This is a genomic window from Janthinobacterium sp., from assembly GCF_031995485.1.
Taxonomy (GTDB): domain Bacteria; phylum Pseudomonadota; class Gammaproteobacteria; order Burkholderiales; family Burkholderiaceae_D; genus Janthinobacterium.
This window is the reverse complement of the sequence record NZ_DAMAGB010000029.1, coordinates 45602-64685: the sequence shown is the minus strand read 5'-3', so window position 1 is coordinate 64685 and position 19084 is coordinate 45602. Positions and strand designations below refer to the sequence as shown.

19 protein-coding genes are annotated in these 19084 nt (G+C 63.0%); 5 read left to right on the top strand and 14 right to left on the bottom strand.

The features are described 5' to 3' along the window. Nucleotides 1–345: 345 nt before the first annotated feature. From RTQ46_RS16450 to leuS, 8 genes are all read right to left on the bottom strand, one after another. Nucleotides 346–1632: a multidrug effflux MFS transporter gene (locus RTQ46_RS16450; RefSeq protein WP_312438183.1), complete on the bottom strand. Its 1287-nt coding sequence runs from the start codon at nt 1630–1632 to the stop codon at nt 346–348. Between the two features lie 55 nt (nt 1633–1687). After that, the gene (locus RTQ46_RS16445; protein ID WP_409518345.1) at nt 1688–2890 is read right to left on the bottom strand and encodes a class I SAM-dependent RNA methyltransferase; all 1203 of its coding nucleotides are present in this window, start codon (nt 2888–2890) and stop codon (nt 1688–1690) included. Between the two features lie 234 nt (nt 2891–3124). After that, complete coding sequence (locus RTQ46_RS16440; protein ID WP_312438181.1) at nt 3125–3739, bottom strand: 2-hydroxychromene-2-carboxylate isomerase; 615 nt, start codon at nt 3737–3739, stop codon at nt 3125–3127. 19 nt (nt 3740–3758) lie between these two features. Then, on the bottom strand, nt 3759–4190 hold the full coding sequence (locus RTQ46_RS16435) for a CopD family protein (protein WP_312438180.1): 432 nt from the start codon (nt 4188–4190) through the stop codon (nt 3759–3761). Between the two features lie 65 nt (nt 4191–4255). Further along, nucleotides 4256–5521 carry a glutamate-5-semialdehyde dehydrogenase gene (locus RTQ46_RS16430; RefSeq protein WP_312438179.1) on the bottom strand — a complete coding sequence of 422 codons (1266 nt, stop codon included), beginning with the start codon at nt 5519–5521 and terminating at the stop codon, nt 4256–4258. Between the two features lie 28 nt (nt 5522–5549). Further along, nucleotides 5550–6566 carry a DNA polymerase III subunit delta gene (gene holA, locus RTQ46_RS16425; RefSeq protein ID WP_312438177.1) on the bottom strand — a complete coding sequence of 339 codons (1017 nt, stop codon included), beginning with the start codon at nt 6564–6566 and terminating at the stop codon, nt 5550–5552. A gap of 10 nt (nt 6567–6576) precedes the next feature. Beyond that, nucleotides 6577–7191: an LPS assembly lipoprotein LptE gene (gene lptE, locus RTQ46_RS16420; protein ID WP_312438175.1), complete on the bottom strand. Its 615-nt coding sequence runs from the start codon at nt 7189–7191 to the stop codon at nt 6577–6579. A gap of 2 nt (nt 7192–7193) precedes the next feature. Then, the gene (gene leuS, locus RTQ46_RS16415; protein WP_312438173.1) at nt 7194–9833 is read right to left on the bottom strand and encodes a leucine--tRNA ligase; all 2640 of its coding nucleotides are present in this window, start codon (nt 9831–9833) and stop codon (nt 7194–7196) included. 164 nt (nt 9834–9997) lie between these two features. On the opposite strand from leuS, the gene RTQ46_RS16410 reads away from it, so the two are divergent. Both RTQ46_RS16410 and RTQ46_RS16405 read left to right on the top strand, forming a co-directional pair. Then, entirely contained in the window at nt 9998–10762 is a 765-nt protein-coding gene (locus RTQ46_RS16410; protein WP_312438171.1) for a helix-turn-helix domain-containing protein, read from the top strand. Between the two features lie 76 nt (nt 10763–10838). Beyond that, nucleotides 10839–11204, top strand: a complete 366-nt coding sequence (locus tag RTQ46_RS16405) for a VOC family protein (protein ID WP_312438169.1) — start codon at nt 10839–10841, stop codon at nt 11202–11204. 5 nt (nt 11205–11209) lie between these two features. Here RTQ46_RS16405 and RTQ46_RS16400 read toward each other — a convergent pair whose 3' ends face one another. Beyond that, complete coding sequence (locus RTQ46_RS16400) at nt 11210–12103, bottom strand: LysR substrate-binding domain-containing protein (RefSeq protein ID WP_312438168.1); 894 nt, start codon at nt 12101–12103, stop codon at nt 11210–11212. Nucleotides 12104–12268: 165 nt separating this feature from the next. Between RTQ46_RS16400 and RTQ46_RS16395 the strand changes: the two genes are divergently transcribed. Further along, nucleotides 12269–13450, top strand: coding sequence for an acyl-CoA dehydrogenase (locus RTQ46_RS16395; RefSeq protein ID WP_312438166.1), 1182 nt, complete (start codon nt 12269–12271; stop codon nt 13448–13450). Continuing rightward, the gene (locus RTQ46_RS16390) at nt 13450–14697 is read left to right on the top strand and encodes a CaiB/BaiF CoA-transferase family protein (protein WP_312438164.1); all 1248 of its coding nucleotides are present in this window, start codon (nt 13450–13452) and stop codon (nt 14695–14697) included. The genes RTQ46_RS16395 and RTQ46_RS16390 overlap by 1 nt, the downstream gene beginning before the upstream one ends. Before the next feature lie 79 nt (nt 14698–14776). Here the strand turns inward: RTQ46_RS16390 and RTQ46_RS16385 are convergent, their stop codons facing one another. The 3 genes from RTQ46_RS16385 to bamE are packed head-to-tail and all read right to left on the bottom strand — an operon-like array spanning nt 14777 to nt 16533. Beyond that, complete coding sequence (locus RTQ46_RS16385) at nt 14777–15103, bottom strand: barstar family protein (RefSeq protein ID WP_312438163.1); 327 nt, start codon at nt 15101–15103, stop codon at nt 14777–14779. A 7-nt stretch (nt 15104–15110) separates the two neighbouring features. Further along, on the bottom strand, nt 15111–15920 hold the full coding sequence (dapB, locus tag RTQ46_RS16380; RefSeq protein ID WP_312438161.1) for a 4-hydroxy-tetrahydrodipicolinate reductase: 810 nt from the start codon (nt 15918–15920) through the stop codon (nt 15111–15113). Nucleotides 15921–15939: 19 nt separating this feature from the next. After that, nucleotides 15940–16533 carry an outer membrane protein assembly factor BamE gene (gene bamE / locus RTQ46_RS16375; RefSeq protein WP_409518344.1) on the bottom strand — a complete coding sequence of 198 codons (594 nt, stop codon included), beginning with the start codon at nt 16531–16533 and terminating at the stop codon, nt 15940–15942. A 214-nt stretch (nt 16534–16747) separates the two neighbouring features. Between bamE and fur the strand changes: the two genes are divergently transcribed. Continuing rightward, the gene (gene fur, locus RTQ46_RS16370) at nt 16748–17179 is read left to right on the top strand and encodes a ferric iron uptake transcriptional regulator (protein WP_308924116.1); all 432 of its coding nucleotides are present in this window, start codon (nt 16748–16750) and stop codon (nt 17177–17179) included. Between the two features lie 18 nt (nt 17180–17197). On the opposite strand, the gene hrcA is transcribed toward fur, so the two are convergent. Together hrcA and RTQ46_RS16360 are read right to left on the bottom strand one after the other, a co-directional pair. Further along, nucleotides 17198–18214, bottom strand: coding sequence for a heat-inducible transcriptional repressor HrcA (hrcA, locus tag RTQ46_RS16365; protein ID WP_312438159.1), 1017 nt, complete (start codon nt 18212–18214; stop codon nt 17198–17200). Between the two features lie 103 nt (nt 18215–18317). Further along, complete coding sequence (locus RTQ46_RS16360) at nt 18318–19043, bottom strand: HAD family hydrolase (protein ID WP_312438157.1); 726 nt, start codon at nt 19041–19043, stop codon at nt 18318–18320. Nucleotides 19044–19084 lie beyond the last annotated feature (41 nt).

The following is a 19084-nucleotide window of genomic DNA, read 5'->3' as shown; positions in this document are numbered from 1 at the left end:
TCAATGCCATACACTAGTTCGCCACTAAAAAAAGTAATTATGATTCGACGGCTTCTATTTAAAGCGTCAAAAATCCATGCCGCGAGATTCTAACATTGTTTTGTTGTACCAAATGTCTAACTTGTCCCCCGTGCGCCACACCTTGTGGCACTCCTGAACAACAAGATTCCGCCATGCATGCCTTCCCGATATGATCCAAACTGATCACGCTGAGTGCGGATATAGCTAACCTTAGCACAGCAAAACAGCCGCGCCGTCAGAATATTCAAGCTACGGCATCGCTCCGGGGTAAGCGGGTACGCACTACGGCGCAAGGGCTGTTGTTTCCACGCACGTTTAGACGCATCAGCGCCGCAGCTTGAGCGGCCCCAGCAGCCGGTGACGGAAACGCCGCGAGATCAGCCACAGGCCCAGCGCCAGCGCCGTAAAGGCCAGTTGGCCCGATGCCAGCCACAGTACCGAGCCCGACAATATCGGCGAGATCACGCCGGCGACGATCGCGCCGAGCAGGGTGCTGGCAAACGACTGGCACGAAGCGACCGTGCCGCGGATATGCGGGAACAGGTCGAGCGCCAGCAGGGTGGCGCCCGGCCCCACCAGCGACATGCCGAAGGTGTAGAAGAACAGCGGCAGCACGGACCACGGCAACGAGGGCGGCAGCAACAGGTGGAATACCACGTTGACGCTGGCCGCACCCATCAGGAAGGCAAAGCCGATGCCGATCTGGCGCGCGAACGACATCTTCCCGGCGATGCGGTTGGCGGCCGCCGCGCCGAGGAAAATCCCGCTCACGCAGGGAATGAACAGCCAGGCGAACTGTGACGGCCCCAGGCCCAGTTGCTTGGGCAGCATTTCGGGCGCCGCCGTGATGAACAGGAACAGGCCCGCGAAATTGAGGGCGACGATGCCGGCCTTGATATGGAACAGGGGCGAGCGCAGGATTTCGCCATAGTTCCTGGCCAGGAAGCGCGGGTTGAATGGCTGGCGCTTGGCCAGCGGCAAGGTTTCGGGCAGGCGCCAGTAGCAGAAGGCCAGCAGGACTACTGTATATAACGCCAAGAACAAAAAGATTGAACGCCAGTCGAACCAGATCACGATCCAGCCACCGAGGATGGGGGCGACGGCCGGCGCGATCGAAAAAATCATCGTCACCAGCGACAGCAGCCGGGCGGCGGCGGCATCGGCATACAGGTCACGGATGATGGCGCGGCTGATCACCACACCGGCGCCGGCCGACACGCCCTGCAGGATGCGGAAGAACCACAGATAGTGCACCGTATGGGCCGAGGCGCAGCCGAGCGAGCCGATGGCAAACATCAGCAGCGCCACCAGGATCACATTGCGGCGGCCAAACGCATCCGAGATCGCGCCATGCCACAGCACCATGCCGGCAAACGCCAGCATGTAAAAGGTCAGCGACTGCTGCACTTCCAGCGGCGAGGCCTGCAAGGAACCCTGGATGGCGCCGAACGCCGGCAGATAGGTGTCGATCGACAGGGGGCCCAGCATCGACAGGCCGGCCAGCATCAGCGCCAGCGCGCCGCGGCTCAGTGGCGCCATATGGCTGGGAACGGGAGGCGGCACGGGCGTGACGGGATCGGGCGGCACATCGGCCGGCGGGGTGGGAAACATGGCGGTCCAGGGTGGGAAGCGCGGACCGGTGGTGGTCCGCGCGGGATGCAGCAGGTTACAGGTTCTTGGGTTTCGCTTCTTCTCTACGGTTATAACCCGCCACCATATCGAAGCGGAACAATCGGCATTCCAGCGCGCCGTTGAAGAACGGCGTCTTGCGCGCTTCCTTCAAACGCAGCAGTTTCGGCAGGCCCAGGTCGGCCGTGAACAGGAACACGGTCCAGCCGGCGAAGCGCTGTTTCAGCGTGGTGCCCATGGCCGAGTAGAACGAGGTCGACAGTTCATCTTCCGGCAGGCTGCTGTCGCCGCGCACGCCGATCCGCTCGCCGTATGGCGGATTGGTCAGCATGATGCCGGCCACGTCGCTTGGCGGCTTGACTTCCTGCGCTTCGATCTGTTTCAGCGGCACCTCGAAGCGCACGCCGGCGCAGCGCAGGTTGTGGCGCGTCATGGCCACCATGTCGCCCGAGATGTCGCTGCCGAAGATCGTCGGCTCGGTCGGCAGCGGCAGCACCTTGATGGCGTTCTTCATGGCGTTCCACGGCGCCGGATCGAAGTCGTGGAAATTCTCGAACGCGAAGCTGCGCGAGGCGCCAGGCGGAATGCCCTGCACCATCTGCGCCGCTTCGGCCAGGATGGTGCCCGAGCCGCACATCGGATCGAACAGCACCATGCCCGGCTTCCAGCCCGACACGCGCAGCAGGCCAGCGGCCAGGTTTTCGCGCAGCGGCGCGTCGCCCGTCTCTTCGCGCCAGCCACGCTTGAACAGCGCTTCGCCCGAGGTGTCGAGGTAGACGGTGAAGGTGTGCGCATCGAGGAAACCAACGATGCGCATGTCCGGCGTCTTGGTGTTGACCGACGGGCGCTCGTTGAACTGGTCGCGGAAGCGGTCGCAGATCGCATCCTTGATTTTCAGCGTGGTGAATTCCAGGCTGCGCAGCGGCGATTTGACGGCCGTCACATCGACGCGGATCGTGTGGTGCACGCCGAACCAGTCCTCCCACGGCTGCGCCAGGGTCAGGTCATTGATGTCGTTTTCCGTCTTGTAGCCGGAATGGGCCATGCGCAGCAGCACGCGCGAGGCGATGCGCGAGTGCAGGTTGATGCGGTAGGAGTCGGTCAGGTCGCCCGAGCAATGCACGCCGCCCGGCACCTGGTTGTGGACCTTCATGGTCGCACTGTCCTGGGCGATCTCGCCCAGTTCCTCGGCCAGCGCCGCTTCCATGCCGCGCGGGCATGGGCAAAAATATGAAGCCATGGTGAGGATACCTTTTATCCGTTGAAAAACAATTAACTAAAAAATCCAGCAGCTTGTCGGATTACGCGCAAGGCGCTAATCCGACCTACATCCAATATCTCACGCAGCTCGGCGAGGTCGGCGCAGGTCGGCGTAGGTCGGCTTAGCCCGTCAGGGCGTAAGCCGACAAACACCGCTGCCGACTGAGCTTGTCGGATGACGCGCGCAGCGCTAATCCGACCTACGTTTAAAAATTCACGCCAACAGCGCCCGCTCGACAAAATCGAGGCGGTCCTGGCCCCAGTACCCTTCGCCATCGACGATATACCAGGGCGAGCCGAACACTGACGCGGCCGTGGCCGCCTCCGTGTTGGCGTCGTATTCGGCCTGCACGCTGGCCGTCTCGGACGTTTTGAGCAGCTGGCGGCCGTCGAAACCGGCGTCCAGCGCGATCTGCGCCAGCGTGTCTTCGTCGCCGATATTACGCTCCTCCGCCCATACGCCGCGCATGATGGCGTGCGCCAGGCTCAAGGAGGCATCGACGCCGTGCGCCAGGCGCGTGGCGATGATCAGCTTGGCCGATGCTTCCGGCGAGACGGGGAAAAACTTCGGCTGCAGCGTCAAAGGCACTTGCAAAAACTCTGACCAGCGCGCCAGTTCGGCCAGCCGGTATGCCTGGCGCTGTGGCGCGCGCTTGGCCAGCGGCAGGCCGCCCGAGACGCTGAAGACCTTGCCCAGGTCGAACGGGCGCACGTCGATCTGCGCGCCGTGCTGCTTCGCGATCGCCATCACGCGCGCATGACCGAGATAGGTCCATGGCGAATGGGGCGCGAAGAAATACTGAATCACCTTGTTCTGGCTTGCACTCATGTTGTTATCCCCATCCGCGTTAGAAAGGCTTGACCACGACCAGTATCACCACCGCCAGCAGCATCACCACCGGCACTTCATTGAACCAGCGGAACCATTTGTGGCTGCGCTGGTTGATGCCTTTTTCGAACTTGCGCAGGATGGCGCCGCAGGCATGGTGATAACCGAGCAGCAGCACCACGAAGGTCAGCTTGGCGTGCATCCAGCCGGGCATCTTCATGCCGCCTTCGCCGCCGCCATATTGCATCCACAGCAGCACCAGGCCCAGCACCATGGCCGGCAGCGCCAGGATGGACATGAAGCGGTACAGCTTGCGCGCCATCAGCAGCAGTCGCTCGGTGGCCACCGTTTCCGTTTCCATCGCCAGGTTGACGAAAATGCGCGGCAGGTAGAACAGGCCCGCGAACCAAGAGATGACGAAGACGATGTGCAGTGCTTTAATCCAGAGCATGGGGTTTCCAGTGTCAGAGGTAGTCGGTGGCAGCGGGCGCACGGCTGGCGCCCGCCGAAGACGATTTATTTGCGCACTTCGCCGTGGCCGAACACCACGTATTTGAGCGAGGTCAGGCCTTCCAAGCCAACCGGGCCGCGTGCGTGCAGCTTGTCGTTCGAAATGCCGATCTCGGCGCCCAGGCCATATTCAAAACCGTCGGCAAAGCGCGTCGAGGCGTTCACCATCACCGAGGCCGAATCGACTTCGCGCAGGAAGCGCAGCGCATCGCTGTAGTCTTCGGTGATGATCGACTCGGTATGCTTCGACGAGTACCGGTTGATATGGTCCATCGCTTCGTCGATGCCGTCGACCACTTTCACCGACAGGATGGCGGCCAGGTATTCGGTGCGCCAGTCTTCCTCGGTCGCCGCCGCCAGGTGCGGATAGCCTGCCAGGATCGCCAGCGCTTCCGGGTCGGCTCGCAGCTCCACTTGCTTGGTCAGATAGCGTTCGGCCAGCTGCGGCAGCACGGTGGGCGCGATGGCGCGCGCCACCAGCAGCGTTTCCATGGTGTTGCAGGTGCCGTAGCGGTGGCACTTGGCGTTGAAGCCGATGTCGACCGCCTTGGTGATATCCGCTTTGGCGTCGATATACACGTGGCAGATGCCGTCCAGGTGCTTGATCATCGGCACCGTGGCCTCTTCCATCAGGCGCGCGATCAGTCCCTTGCCGCCGCGCGGCACGATCACGTCGACAAACTGCGGCATGGTGATCAAGGCGCCGACGGCGGCGCGGTCGGTGGTGTCGATGACCTGCACCGCGTCTTCCGGCAGGCCGGCGCCGGCCAGGCCTTCGGCCACCAGTTTGGCCAGCGCGCGGTTGCAATGGATCGCTTCGGAGCCGCCGCGCAGAATGGTCGCGTTGCCGCTCTTGATGCACAGGCCGGCCGCATCGACCGTCACGTTCGGACGCGCTTCGTAGATGATGCCGATCACGCCCAGCGGCACGCGCATCTGGCCCACCTGGATGCCGGATGGGCGAAATTTCATGTTCGAGATTTCGCCGATCGGGTCGGCCAGCGAGACGATCTGTTTCAGGCCTTCGACCATGGTGGCAATCGCCGCATCGGACAGGGTCAGGCGGTCGAGCATGGCTGGCGCCAGGCCGGCAGCGGCGGCCGCGTCCAGGTCGCGCTGGTTGGCCGCGCGCAGCAGACCGGCGTCGCGCACGATGGCGTCGGCGATCAGGCTCAGGGCGCGGTTGCGCGTCGCGCTGTCGGCGCGGGCCATGGCGCGCGAGGCGGCGCGGGCACGCGTGCCCACGTCTTGCATATATTCTTGAATGTCCATGCTGTTGTCCATATCTGGTTATGTAACCTTAGCCTCTGCAAATGGTCAGCGCCAGCTGCAGCAGCGCATCCCAGGCGTCGCCCGCGTGGCCTTTAGCCCGCAAGCCCTTGATCATCTTGTCCACCTGCGCCGCTTCCTGCAGCGCCTTTTCCAGCACCGGCAGCGACACGCGCCGCAAGGCTGGCTCCATCATGCGCTCGCGCGGACCCCAGATGCGCATTTCCTTCATCAGCGCACCGAGCGGGCGGCCCTGCGCCATGCCTGCCTTCAGTTTCAATAACGTGCGGATTTCCTCGGACACCGCCCACAGCACCAGCGGCAGCGCCTCGCCCTCGCCTTTCAGCCCCTCCAGCATGCGCACCAGCCGCGCCGGGTCGCCCCCCAGCATGGCTTCGGACAGCTTGAACACGTCGTAGCGGGCCACGTTCAGCACCGCATCCTGCACCTGTTCGTAGGTCAGCTTGCCCGGCTCATGCAGCAGCCCCAGTTTCTGGATTTCCTGGTGCGCCGCCAGCAGATTGCCTTCGACGCGCTCGGCGATGAAGTCGATGCTGGCGCGCTCCGCGCTTTGCCCCTGCGCGGCCAGGCGCTGGCTGATCCAGGCCGGCAACTGCGGCCGTTCCACGTTCGGGATATCGATGTAGACGGCCGCCTGCTGCAGGCTGGCGACCCAGGCCGCCTTCTGCGTGGCCCAGTCCAGCTTGGGCAAGGTGATCAGGGTGAGATTGTCGGGACTGAGGTTTTTCGCGTAGCTTTGCAGCGCCGCGCCGCCATCCTTGCCCGGTTTGCCGGTGGGGATGCGCAGCTCGATCATCTTCTTGTCACCGAACAGCGACAGCTCCTGGTTGGCGGCCAGCAGCTCGCCCCATTTGAAGCTGCGTTCCACGCTCAGCACATCGCGCTCGGTATAGCCCTGCCTGCGCGCGGCGGCGCGGATCTTGTCGGCCGCCTCCAGCGCCAGCAGGTGTTCGTCGCTGGTGATCACATACAGCTGCGCCAGCGGCTTGGCCACATGTGCATCGAGCGCGTCTATCCGCAATTGCATCGGCGCATCCTTACTGCTGTACGGCCGGGGCCACCGGCGTAACTGGCGTGACAGGCGCCACCGGCGCGACCGACATGGCCGGCAGCACCGGCTTGATGGCGGCCAGGCGGCGCATGATCTGCTGCACCAGGTCGTTGCGCATGTCGCGGTACAGCTGCGCTTCTTCGGTTTCCTTGGCCAGTACCTGCGACTCGTTGAAGGTGATCGGACGCGTCAGGGCGATGGTGGTCAGGCCCAGCAACACGTTGCCGGCTTTGTCCACCACGCGGAACTGGATCGAATACCCGAGCTGGTATTCGCGCACGCGGCCGTTACTGTTGAGCGACAAGATGGTCTTGGTACGCGTCTTCTCCGGGTCGGCCAGCACTTCCAGGGTCGCGTCGGCGGCCTCCCTGGTGTCGACGATCTCGGTGCTGCCGATGGCGTGGATATAGCGCTTGAGATCGATCGCCAGCGGCGAGGTATCGGGCAGGCCGATATTCATCGTCGCGAACGGCAGCATGAAACTGCCGTTCGAGCCGCGCAGATGAAAGCCGCAGGCCGACAGGGCCAGCACCAGGCACACGGCAACCATGGCGCGCCAGCTGCGGGAACCGCGCAGCAAACCGGAAGAAGAAGTCGTCATAGTTACACCACGATGCTGATTAACTTGCCCGGCACGACGATGACCTTCTTCGGCGTGGTTTCGATGTACTTCTGCACGCTCTCGCAGGCCAGCGCCTGCGCCTCGATGCTGGCCTTGTCGGCATCCTTGGCCACCGTGATCGAGCCGCGCAGCTTGCCGTTCACCTGGATCATCATCTCGATCTCGGACTGCTCCAGCGCTTTCGGGTCGACTTGCGGCCATTCGGCGTTCAGCAGGTCGCCGTACACGCCGGCATAGCCCAGCTCTTCCCACAAGACGTGGGTGATATGCGGCGCCACCGGGTTCAGCAAACGCAGGAAGATCGAATAGCCTTCGGCGATCAGCGCCTTCGATTGCGCGCTGTCGTCCAGCTTGGCCGATTCCAGCGTATTGAGCATCTTCATGCAGGCCGATACCACGGTGTTGTACTGGATGCGCTTGAGGTCATAGTCGGCCTGCTGCAGGATCTTGTGCAGTTCGCGGCGCAGGTTTTTCTGCGCGTCGCCGGTGGCCGGCGCAGCGCCGCCCGCCAGCGCGGCCTGGATCGTGGCCGATTGCGCATAGCCGAAGTTCCAGACGCGGCGCAGGAAGCGGTTCGCGCCTTCGACGCCGCTGCCCGACCATTCCAGCGTCTGTTCCGGCGGCGAAGCGAACATGGTAAACAGGCGGGCCGTGTCGGCGCCGTACTGCTCGATCTGCGCTTGCGGGTCGATGCCGTTGTTCTTCGACTTCGACATTTTCTCCGTGCCGCCGATTTCCACCGGCGCGCCATCGGCCACCAGGGTCGCGCTCTGCGGGCGGCCCTTGTCGTCCATCGTCAGGTTGATGTCGGCCGGGTTGAACCAGGTCTTCTTGCCGGCCGCGTCTTCGCGGTAATAGGTTTCGTTCAGCACCATGCCCTGCGTCAGCAGGTTGACAAACGGCTCGTCGAACTTGACCAGCCCGAAGTCGCGCATGATCTTGGTCCAGAAGCGCGCGTACAGCAGGTGCATCACGGCGTGCTCGATGCCGCCGATATACTGGTCCATCGGCATCCAGTAGTCATTGCGCGCGTCGACCATGGCGTCGTTCGAGCCCGGCGAGGTATAGCGCATGTAGTACCACGACGAATCGACGAAAGTATCCATCGTGTCGGTTTCGCGGCGCGCCGGCTTGCCGCACTGCGGGCAGTCGCACTGCAAAAAGGCTTCATATTTGTTGAGCGGGTTGCCCGTGCCGTCCGGCACGCAGTCTTCCGGCAGCACCACCGGCAGGTCTTTTTCCGGCACCGGCACCACGCCGCAGTCGGCGCAATGGATCATCGGGATCGGCGTGCCCCAGTAGCGCTGGCGCGAAATGCCCCAGTCGCGCAGGCGGAAGGTGGTTTTCTTTTCACCCAGGCCCAGCTCCGCCAGGTCGGCCGCCACCGCATCGACGGCGGACGCGAAATGCAGGCCGTCGTACTTGCCCGAGGCGATGCAGACGCCTTCCTTGCTGCCGTACGACTCCTGCCACGCGTCGGTCGAGAATTCCTGGCCCTTGACTTCGATCACCTGCTTGATCGGCAGGTCGTATTTCTTGGCAAAGCCGAAATCGCGCTCGTCATGCGCCGGCACGCCCATCACGGCGCCGTCGCCGTAGGTGATCAGCACGTAATTGCCGACCCATACTTCCACCTGCGCGCCCGTCAACGGATGGGTGACGAACAGGCCGGTCGGCATGCCCTTCTTCTCCATCGTTGCCATGTCGGCTTCGATTACGGAACCGAGCTTGCATTCGGCGTTAAAGGCCGCCAGCTCGGCATTGGTTTGCGCGGCGTGGATCGCCAGCGGATGCTCGGCGGCCACGGCGCAGAAGGTCACGCCCATGATGGTGTCCGGGCGGGTGGTAAACACATACAGCTTGCCGTCGCCGATCAGGCTGCCTGCAGCATCCTTGATCTGGTGCGGGAAGGCGAAGCGCACGCCGGTCGACTTGCCGATCCAGTTGGTCTGCATGGTGCGCACGCGCTCGGGCCAGCCCGGCAGCTTGTCGTCGGCATAGGCCAGCAATTCATCGGCATAGTCGGTGATGCGCGCGTAGTACATCGGGATTTCGCGCTTTTCGATCAGCGCGCCCGAACGCCAGCCGCGGCCGTCGACCACCTGCTCGTTGGCCAGCACGGTCTGGTCGATCGGATCCCAGTTCACGGTGCCGGTCTTCTTGTAGATGATGCCTTTTTCCAGCATTTTCAGGAACATCCACTGGTTCCATTTGTAGTATTCGGGCTTGCAGGCCGTCATTTCGCGCGACCAGTCGATCGCCAGGCCCATCGACTCCATCTGCTGCTTCATGTGCGCGATGTTCGAATAGGTCCACTGCGCCGGCGGCACGTTGTTGGCCATCGCCGCGTTTTCCGCCGGCATGCCGAACGCATCCCAGCCCATCGGCATCAGCACGTTGTAGCCGTTCATGCGCAGGTAGCGGTACATCACGTCATTGATCGTATAGTTGCGCACGTGACCCATGTGCAGCTTGCCCGAAGGGTAAGGCAGCATCGAACAAGCGTAGTACTTGCCTTTCGGGAAACGTGGGTCGTGTTCGACGGCTTTGTAGGCGTCGATCGCCTTCCAGTGCGATTGGGCGGCTTGTTCGACGTCGGCGGGACTATATTTATCTTGCATGATGTGCAGCCAATTAGTGGATATGAACCGAGCATTATACTGGTTGTCGCCGCCCGATAGCGCGGCAGGGCAATGCCCCCGGCACGCATATTTTTCCCGGCGCATCAACAGGCCGCGATTTCGCGTGTACTATTCGACAATCTTCCCGTACCCCGCCACCGGCCATGATCGTCTACCAGGAATATGCCCCCGTCGCCGCCCTGCGGCCCTGGCTGGAGTGCGTCTGGACCTGCCGCGTGCAGGCAGGCGCGACGCCCATGGCGCACCAGGTGCTGCCTGACAATTGCATCGACATTTTGTGCCAGGACCAGCAGGACGCCAGCTTTGCGGTCGGCATGATGACGGCGCCGATCAGCGTGGTGAGCAGCGGCCTGGTGCAGACCGTCGCCGCCCGCTTCAAGCCGGGCGCTGCCGCGCGCTTTTTCCAGCTGCCTTTGTACCAGCTGAACGATGGCCGTGCCGATCTGCAACAGCTGTGGGGCCGCGAGCTGGCCGCGCGCCTGGGCGACGCGCTGTGGACCGATGCCCTGCCCAATCAGCAACGCATCGCCATCCTGCAAGATTTTTTGCTGCTGCGGCTGAAAAACGCCCCGCCGCCACGCGACGCCAATCTGGCCCGGCACGCGATCGCGCTGATCGACGCAACGCAGGGCGCCGTGCGCGTCGACCATCTCGCCGCGCAGCTCGGTGTCTCGCGCCAGCATCTGGCGCTGCAGTTTCGCCAGCATGTGGGCATCAATCCGAAACTGTTTGCCCGCATCAGCCGCTTTCGCGCGGTCAACGGCGCGCTCAAGACCCTGCCGGCGCAGGCCGACTGGGCGCAGGTGGCCCTGCAATATGGCTATTTCGACCAGTCGCACCTGATCCACGACTTCCAGGATTTTGCGCGCAGCACGCCAGACGCCTGGGCAGCGCGGCACCGGGCCTGAGCTTCCATTTTTACAATCGCAGCGCCGGCAGCCATGGCATGCTGGCGCCATCCACTCACCACACAGGAGAAACAACATGATCAAGGGTTTGCGCACCGTAGCCTATCCCGTCCCCGACCTGGAAAAGGGCAAGGCCTGGTACAGCCAGGCGTTCGGCACCGAGCCGTATTTCGACCAGCCATTTTATGTGGGGTTCAGCATAGCCGGGTTTGAGCTGGGCCTGCTGCCGGACGGCCAGCCGGGCACTCAGGGCAGCGTTACCTACTGGGGCGTGGACGGCATCGAGCAGGAAATCGAACGGTTCCTCGCGCTGGGCGCCACCTTGCACCATCCCCTGACGGATGTGGGCGGCGGCATCCGCACGGTCGAATTGCTCGATCCGTTCGGCAACCAGATCGGCCTGATCGACAATCCGCATTTCGATACCGCCAAGGTGGCTTAGGTGACTTATGCGGCAGCGCCCTGCAGCCACAGGCGAAACTGCTGCAGCGCGGTCTTTTCATGCGCCGCTTCCGGCGTGATCAGGTAATACGCGCGCTGGCCGCGCAGCGGGCGCTCGCAGACGATCTGCAGTTCGCCGCGCGCCAGCTCCGCTTCGACCAGCATGCGCGGCAGCAACACCACGCCCTGCCCCTGCACGGCGGCCATGGCCAGCATGGAAAACAGCTCATAGCGCGCGCCATACCTGGCTTCGCCTTCCACCTGCATGGCGTCGAACCACTGGCGCCAGGCGCCGGGGCGCGTGCTTTGCTGCAACAAGGTCAGCTCCAGCAGATGCTGCGGCTGCCACAGGCTGCGTGCGCTCAGCAAACGCGGGCTGGCGACGGGCACGATCTCTTCATGCATCAGCAAGGTGGCGCGCGTGCCGGGCCAGCGCGCCAATTGCTCGGGCGTGCCCGCATACAGGGCGCCGTCGTATTCCGTGTCGGCAAACATGAACGGTTTCGTGTATGCATCGATATGCACCACGATCTCGGGCTGCTGCGCGGCCAGGCTGGCCAGGCGCGGCATCAGCCAGCGCGTGGCAAACGTGGGAACCGAAGCCAGCTGCAGGGCGCCGCCCCCGCCCTGGCGCGCCATGGTGTCGAGCGTGTCGCGCTCCAAGCCGTCCAGGCGTGCGGCGATCTGGCGCGCATACGAAGCGCCGGCGCTGGTCAGCACCACGCCATGGCGCGTGCGCTGGAACAATTGCACGCCTAAAAAACTTTCCAGCGATGCAATCTGGCGCGACACGGCGCTTTGCGTCAGCGACAGTTCGCGCGACGCATGGGTATAGCTTTGATGGCGCGCCGCCGCTTCAAAGCAGTTCAGCGCCTGCAGCATGGGGATCTTGCGGCTCATGGACGATCTCGGCAATAAAAGACTCAGTATGCCGCAAGATATGATGAGTACGCATATCTGGGTGCATAAAAATCGTTTGCCTGAGGCGCGGCGACAACCTACCATGAGTCCCATTCAATCTTGCGCCGGCTGTTAATTGCCTGGCGCTCACCTGCGAGGCCTGTGATGAGCAAAACCGTATTCGACTGGAATTCCCCCCTGCTGCTGGACGAACAGCTGACGAGCGACGAGCGCGCCGTGCTGGAAGCGGCGCGCGACTATTGCCAGGGCAGCCTGGCGCCGCGCGTGCTCGAATCGTTCCGCCACGGCCGCACCGACGCCGCCATCTTCCGCGAGATGGGCGAACTGGGCCTGCTGGGCTCGACCATTCCCGAAGAATACGGTGGCGCCGGCCTGAACTATGTGTGCTACGGCCTGGCCGCGCGCGAAGTCGAGCGCATCGATTCGGGCTACCGCTCGATGATGAGCGTGCAATCGTCGCTGGTGATGGTGCCGATCAACGCCTTCGGCAATGAAGAAACCAAGCAGAAATACCTGCCGAAGCTGGCGACCGGCGAATTCATCGGCTGCTTCGGCCTGACCGAGCCGAACCACGGTTCCGATCCGGGCAGCATGGTCACGCGCGCGCGCAAAGTTCCCGGCGGCTACAGCCTGTCGGGCGCCAAGATGTGGATCACCAACAGCCCGATCGCCGACGTGTTCGTGGTGTGGGCCAAGGACGACGAAGGCGCGATCCGCGGCTTCGTGCTGGAAAAAGGCTGGAAAGGCCTGTCGGCGCCAGAAATCCACGGCAAGGTGGGACTGCGCACCAGCATTACCGGCGAAATCGTCATGGACGAAGTGTTCTGTCCCGAAGAAAATGCGTTCCCGGACGTGCGCGGCCTGAAGGGTCCGTTCACTTGCCTCAACAGCGCGCGCTACGGCATCGCTTGGGGTGCGCTGGGCGCGGCCGAGGACTGCTACCTGAAGGCACGCCAGTACACCATGGACCGCCAGCAGTTCGGCCGCCCATTGGCCGCGAACCAGCTGGTACAGAAGAAACTGGCCGACATGCTGACCGAAATCACCATGGGCCTGCAGGGCTGCCTGCGCCTGGGCCGCATGAAGGATGAAGGCTCGGCCGCGGTGGAAATCACCTCGATCATGAAACGCAACAGCTGCGGCAAGGCGCTCGATATCGCCCGCATGGCGCGCGACATGATGGGCGGCAATGGTATCTCCGACGAGTTCGGCGTGATCCGCCACCTGGTCAACCTGGAAGTGGTCAACACCTATGAAGGCACGCACGATGTGCACGCGCTGATCATCGGCCGCGCCATTACCGGCATCGCCGCCTTCAGCAACTGATGGACGCCCTCGCTTCCACCTTGCGGCCCGCGCCATTGACAGGACTGCGCGTGCTGGACCTGTCGCGCGTGCTGGCCGGTCCATGGGCCGGACAATTGCTGGCCGACCTCGGCGCCGACGTGGTGAAAGTCGAGCAGCCGGGCCGCGGCGACGATACGCGCTCCTGGGGCCCACCTTATTTAAAAGACGAAGACGGCCGCGACACTCTTGAGGCCGCCTACTTCCAGTGCGCCAACCGCAACAAGCGCTCGCTGTGCATCGACCTGGCCGCGCCAGAGGGCCAGGCGCTGGTGCGCCGGCTGGCGCAGGAGGCCGATGTGCTGCTGGAAAACTTCAAGCTGGGCGGCCTGAAGCAGTACGGGCTCGACGCGGCCAGCCTGCTCGAACTCAATCCACGCCTGGTGTACTGCTCGATCACGGGCTTCGGCCAGGACGGGCCGTATGCGGCGCGCGCCGGCTATGATTTCCTGATCCAGGGCATGGGCGGGCTGATGAGCATTACCGGCGTGCCCGACGGACAGCCGGGCGCCGGGCCGCAGAAAGTGGGCGTGGCGCAAACCGATATCATGACGGGGCTGTACGCGACCATCGCCGTGCAGGCGGCGCTGGCCGAACGGACTCGGTCGGGCCTGGGCCAGCATATCGACCTGGCCCTGCTCGACGTGCAGGTGGCGGCGCTGGGCAACCAGGCGGCCAACTATCTGTGCGGCGGCAAGGTGCCGCAGCGCATGGGCAATGCCCATCCGAATATCGTGCCCTACCAGGATTTCCCCACCGCCGACGGCGACATGATCCTGGCGATCGGCAACGACGGCCAGTTCGCCCGCTTCTGTACCATTGCCGGCCATCCGGAATGGGCGCAGGATGAACGTTTCGCCACCAACCCGCAGCGCGTGGCGCACCGGGCGATATTGATTCCGCTGCTGCGCCAGGCCACCGTCATGCGCACGACAGACGAATGGATCACCGCGTTCGAACTGGCGGCCGTGCCCTGCGGTCCCGTCAACCGCATCGACCAGGTATTTGCCGATCCACAAGTGGTGGCGCGCGGCTTGAAGGTGCAGATGCCGCATCCGACGGCCGGTACGGTGGCGCTGGTGGCCAATCCGGTGCGCCTGTCCGCCTCGCCGGTGCAATACCGGCTGCCGCCGCCGTTGCTGGGGCAGCATACGGAAGAGGTGTTGGGGCAGTGGCTGGGATTGCAGAGTGGGGAGATTGCGGGTTTGCGCGAGCGCAAGGTGGTGTGATTTAACCCCAACGGCGGAACGGCTGGAGTCGGACCCTGAGGGTCCGACCCCGGCATTTCGCCGTTGGGTTGATCAACAATTATTTCAACGTCAATTTCAACGCCGGCTTCTCGCCATAATCCTCATAGCGCTCGTTGATGCCGGCGATACAGAACGTCACTTCTTCCAGCAGATCCGGCGCCTGCGCCTTCAGTGCGTCGGCGTCCTGCACCACGATGTCCAGCACTTCGTTCGGCTTCAAACGAAATTTGCTCATGCCGTCTTCGTCGCGCAGGTAGCTGAGGCAATCGACCCAGGCGTCCATGCTGTTGCCATAGAACTCGGGAAAACCGAAGACCTGCACGCATTGCGCGTGAAAGCTCGCCTCGTCGGTGATCTCTTTGCCGTTCAGTATTGCAGTGGCCATGTCTTCCTCAGTTCTTCAGCGACAGCACGTCCTGCATGTCGTACAGGCCGGTTGGCTTGTCGGCCAGGAAACGCGCGGCGCGCAGGGCGCCGTGGGCGTAGGTGACGCGGCTGCTCGACTTGTGGCTGATCTCGATGCGCTCGCCAATGCCGGCAAACAACACCGTATGGTCGCCGACGATATCGCCGCCACGGATGGTGGCAAAGCCGATGGTGGACGGATCGCGCTCGCCCGTCACGCCTTCGCGCCCGTAGATCGCGCACTCCTTCAGATCGCGGCCCAGCGCCCCCGCCACCACTTCGCCCATCTGCAGCGCGGTGCCGGACGGCGCATCGACCTTGTGGCGGTGGTGCGCTTCGATGATTTCGATGTCGTAGCCTTCAGACAAGCTTTTCGCGGCCAGTTCCAGCAGTTTCAGCGTCACGTTCACGCCCACGCTCATGTTCGGCGCAAACAGGATGGCCGTCTTTTCGGCGGCGGCGGCAATCGCCGCCTTGCCCGCATCATCGAAACCGGTGGTGCCGATGATCATCTTGATGCCGTGCTCGGCGCAATAGGCCAGATGCTGCAGCGTGCCTTCCGGACGCGTGAAGTCGATCAGGTAATCGGCGTTCGCCAGGCCTTTGGCCAGATCGGACTCGATCACCACGCCGGCAGGCTTGCCCAGAAACGCGGCGGCATCCTGGCCGACGGTGGGCGATCCTTCGCGGTCAAGCGCGCCAGCGAGCACGGCGTCCGGCGCATTGCCGACCGCTTCGATCAGGATATGGCCCATGCGGCCACTGGCGCCGGCGATTGCAATTTTCAGTTCAGTCATTTTAATTTCTTACAGCAACTTATTTGGTGGGTTCAGGCGCTGGCTCGGCCGGAGTAATGGCCGGCTTGGTGACGGGGATCATGGCCGGCGTATTATCGGGATTCGACGGTACGGCCGACGGCGCCACTGGCGACGGCACCACGGCGGCAGGTGCGCCGGCCTTGGCCAGCTTGGCGAACGGCGACGGGCCGGCGATGCGGTCGATGTATTCTTTTTCGGTCGGCAGGTTGCCGCCTTCGAAGCGGGCGACCTTGCCCTCTTTGTCAAAGAACACCACTACGCGGCTGCTGGTGGTTTCGCCACTGCCACGGGCCAGGCGGAACGGATAGTCCCAGCGCTCGGCGTGGAAGATGTCGGTCAGCAAAGGCGTGCCGAGGATGAAACGCACCTGGTCGCGCGTCATGCCTTCTTTCAGCTGCGACACCATCTCTTCGGAGACAAAGTTGCCTTGCTGAATGTCAGGACGGTAAGGCGAGAAGAACCACATGAATTTCTGCAGCGGCGTGATGGTGGTGGTCTGCGCACCCTTGTCCGGCACGAGTTCCGCGCCTTCTTTCTGGGTGATGGCCGGTTTTTCACCGAGGATGCCGCGGCTGGCGCAGCCAGAAGCCATCAGCGCGATGCAAACCATGCCCGCCACGACTGGTGCTCGAAATGAAATACGGTGCCGCAGAGTTGGCAATACTGCCGGTGTTACGCGCATAAATGACCTCAATTTGATGAACAAAACGCCAGGAGTGACTGGCTCGCCAAAAAAATGCTTATTTTGGCACTCCCCGACAAAACGCTATATCATAAAGCACCTGACCCACATACGAGCAACAAACATGAGTAACAATCCTAGTGATCTCAAGGCAAGCGGCCTGAAAGCCACCCTGCCACGGCTGAAGATACTCGATATCTTCCAGAGTAGCCCGGTACGCCACCTGACGGCGGAAGACGTCTATAAAATTCTTCTGGCCGACAATATGGACGTCGGCCTGGCAACTGTCTACCGTGTACTGACCCAGTTCGAACAAGCTGGATTGCTTAACCGCAACCATTTTGAAACGGGCAAGGCCATTTTCGAGCTCAACGAGGGCTCGCACCACGATCACCTGGTCTGCCTCGATTGCGGCCGTGTCGAAGAATTCTTCGACGAGTCGATCGAAATCCGCCAGCAGAAAGTGGCCGAAGAACGCGGCTTCAAGATTGCCGAGCACGCGCTGGCCATCTACGGCAATTGCATCAAGCCAGCCTGCCCGCACCGGCCAGCCTGACGCAATCCTGCTGCGGCCTTAATGATGGCTGAGGGCGTTTGACAGCAGCTTGGCCGTAATATCGACAATCGGAATGACCCGCTCGTAGGCCATGCGGGTCGGTCCGATCACTCCCAGCGTGCCCACGATCTTGCCGTTGACTTCATACGGCGCCGTTACCACGCTCATCTCGTCCATCGGCACCAGATTCGATTCGCCACCGATAAAAATCTGCACGCCGGTCGCCTTGCTCGACACATCGAGCAACTGCATCAGTCCCGTTTTCTGCTCGAACATGTCGAAGAGTTGACGCAGCGAACTCATGTTCGATGACAGGTCGCTCACGCTGAGCAGATTGCGCTCGCCCGAGATCACCATGTCGTCGCTATGGTCGGCCATCGCTTCGCTGCCGGCCTCGACCGCCACCTGCATCAGGCTGCCCATATCGTCGCGCAGCTGGCGCAATTCGCCCTGCAGGCGCACGCGCACGGCGTCGAATGACAGGCCGCCATAATTCTGGTTGATATAGTTGGCCGACTGGATCAGCTGCGACGGCGTATAGTCCGCCTCGGTCAGCAGCAGCCGGTTCTGCACGTCGCCGCCCGGCCCGACGATCACCAGCAGGATGCGTTTTTCGGACAGGCGCAGGAATTCGATCTGCTGGAACACCGATTCGCGGCGCGGGCTGAGCACCACGCCGGCAAACTGCGACAGCGACGACAGCATCTGCGCCGCATTGGCGATGGTCTTTTGCGGCTGCTGGATATCGAGGCGCATGCGCGACTCAACCAGGTGTTCGTCCAGATGTTTCACTGTCAGCAAGGTGTCGACAAAGATGCGGTAGCCGCGCGGCGTGGGAATGCGGCCGGCCGAGGTATGCGGACTGGACACATAGCCCTGCTCTTCCAGGTCGGCCATGATATTGCGGATGGTGGCCGGCGACAGGTCGAGGCCGGAAATTTTCGACAAGGCGCGCGAACCGACCGGCAGGCCGTCGGCGATATACCGCTCGACCAGGGCTTTCAGCAGTGTTTGGGCACGAAGTTCGAGTTGCATGGTGTTTTCAGTTAAACAAGTAAGCTGGCATGCAACGGGCGGCAAAGGGAGCCGGAGATGCAGCAACAGCAGCTATTATGCACGTTCGCCCGCCAGGCGGCGATCAATCTTCCAGTTGCCCTTGCAGCCACAGCAGCAATTCATCAAAGTTGGCGCAGATGGCGTCCGGCTGCACGCCGGCCTCCAGATGGGCGTCGCTGCCGCGCCGGTTCATCCAGACGGCACGCATGCCGGCGTCCTGCGCTCCCGTGACATCAAAATACAGATCGTCGCCCACATACACGGCTTCATGCGGCGCCACGCCCAGCGCCGCGCAGCCGGCCAGGAAAATCGACGCATCGGGCTTGGCCACGCCAAACTCGCTGGCGGCGATCGATACCTTGAAATGCTGTGCGAGGCCGATAATTTCAAGGTCCGCGTTGCCATTCGAGATCGATCCCACCAGCAGCCGCTGCTGCATCCAGGCCAGGCCAGGCAGCACATCGTCATATGGAATGACACGGTTGCGGGCGGCCAGGAACTGCCGGACTGCCTCATCGACCAGGGCCGGATTCTCGCCGGCCGCCTCGAAGGCCGTCAGCAGGCCGGTGCGGCGCAGCTCGATCAGGTTGCCATGGAAATGCGGTTGCTGATTCAACATGTCGAGCCGGTGCCGGCGCAGCGCTTCGATCGAAAACTGCTGCGCCACTTTGGGCGCGTGCTGCGCCAGCCAGTCGTGCAGCAAGGTTTCGGCGGCGGCAATCACGGGCGCAATCGGCCACAAGGTATCGTCGAGATCGAACAGGATGGCCTTGGGCGGTACCGCGGCATGGGCAGAAGTAGTTGACATGAAACCAATCGAGAGAGAGGAAAGGGCTGCCATATTGTCGC

Coding starts and splice junctions, on each gene's coding strand:
- RTQ46_RS16450 (WP_312438183.1), bottom strand. CDS start 1,632: ATGTTTCCCACCCCGCCGGCCGATGTGCCGCCCGATCCCGTCACGCCC.
- RTQ46_RS16445 (WP_409518345.1), bottom strand. CDS start 2,890: ATGGCTTCATATTTTTGCCCATGCCCGCGCGGCATGGAAGCGGCGCTG.
- RTQ46_RS16440 (WP_312438181.1), bottom strand. CDS start 3,739: ATGAGTGCAAGCCAGAACAAGGTGATTCAGTATTTCTTCGCGCCCCAT.
- RTQ46_RS16435 (WP_312438180.1), bottom strand. CDS start 4,190: ATGCTCTGGATTAAAGCACTGCACATCGTCTTCGTCATCTCTTGGTTC.
- RTQ46_RS16430 (WP_312438179.1), bottom strand. CDS start 5,521: ATGGACATTCAAGAATATATGCAAGACGTGGGCACGCGTGCCCGCGCC.
- holA (WP_312438177.1), bottom strand. CDS start 6,566: ATGCAATTGCGGATAGACGCGCTCGATGCACATGTGGCCAAGCCGCTG.
- lptE (WP_312438175.1), bottom strand. CDS start 7,191: ATGACGACTTCTTCTTCCGGTTTGCTGCGCGGTTCCCGCAGCTGGCGC.
- leuS (WP_312438173.1), bottom strand. CDS start 9,833: ATGCAAGATAAATATAGTCCCGCCGACGTCGAACAAGCCGCCCAATCG.
- RTQ46_RS16410 (WP_312438171.1), top strand. CDS start 9,998: ATGATCGTCTACCAGGAATATGCCCCCGTCGCCGCCCTGCGGCCCTGG.
- RTQ46_RS16405 (WP_312438169.1), top strand. CDS start 10,839: ATGATCAAGGGTTTGCGCACCGTAGCCTATCCCGTCCCCGACCTGGAA.
- RTQ46_RS16400 (WP_312438168.1), bottom strand. CDS start 12,103: ATGAGCCGCAAGATCCCCATGCTGCAGGCGCTGAACTGCTTTGAAGCG.
- RTQ46_RS16395 (WP_312438166.1), top strand. CDS start 12,269: ATGAGCAAAACCGTATTCGACTGGAATTCCCCCCTGCTGCTGGACGAA.
- RTQ46_RS16390 (WP_312438164.1), top strand. CDS start 13,450: ATGGACGCCCTCGCTTCCACCTTGCGGCCCGCGCCATTGACAGGACTG.
- RTQ46_RS16385 (WP_312438163.1), bottom strand. CDS start 15,103: ATGGCCACTGCAATACTGAACGGCAAAGAGATCACCGACGAGGCGAGC.
- dapB (WP_312438161.1), bottom strand. CDS start 15,920: ATGACTGAACTGAAAATTGCAATCGCCGGCGCCAGTGGCCGCATGGGC.
- bamE (WP_409518344.1), bottom strand. CDS start 16,533: ATGGCTTCTGGCTGCGCCAGCCGCGGCATCCTCGGTGAAAAACCGGCC.
- fur (WP_308924116.1), top strand. CDS start 16,748: ATGAGTAACAATCCTAGTGATCTCAAGGCAAGCGGCCTGAAAGCCACC.
- hrcA (WP_312438159.1), bottom strand. CDS start 18,214: ATGCAACTCGAACTTCGTGCCCAAACACTGCTGAAAGCCCTGGTCGAG.
- RTQ46_RS16360 (WP_312438157.1), bottom strand. CDS start 19,043: ATGTCAACTACTTCTGCCCATGCCGCGGTACCGCCCAAGGCCATCCTG.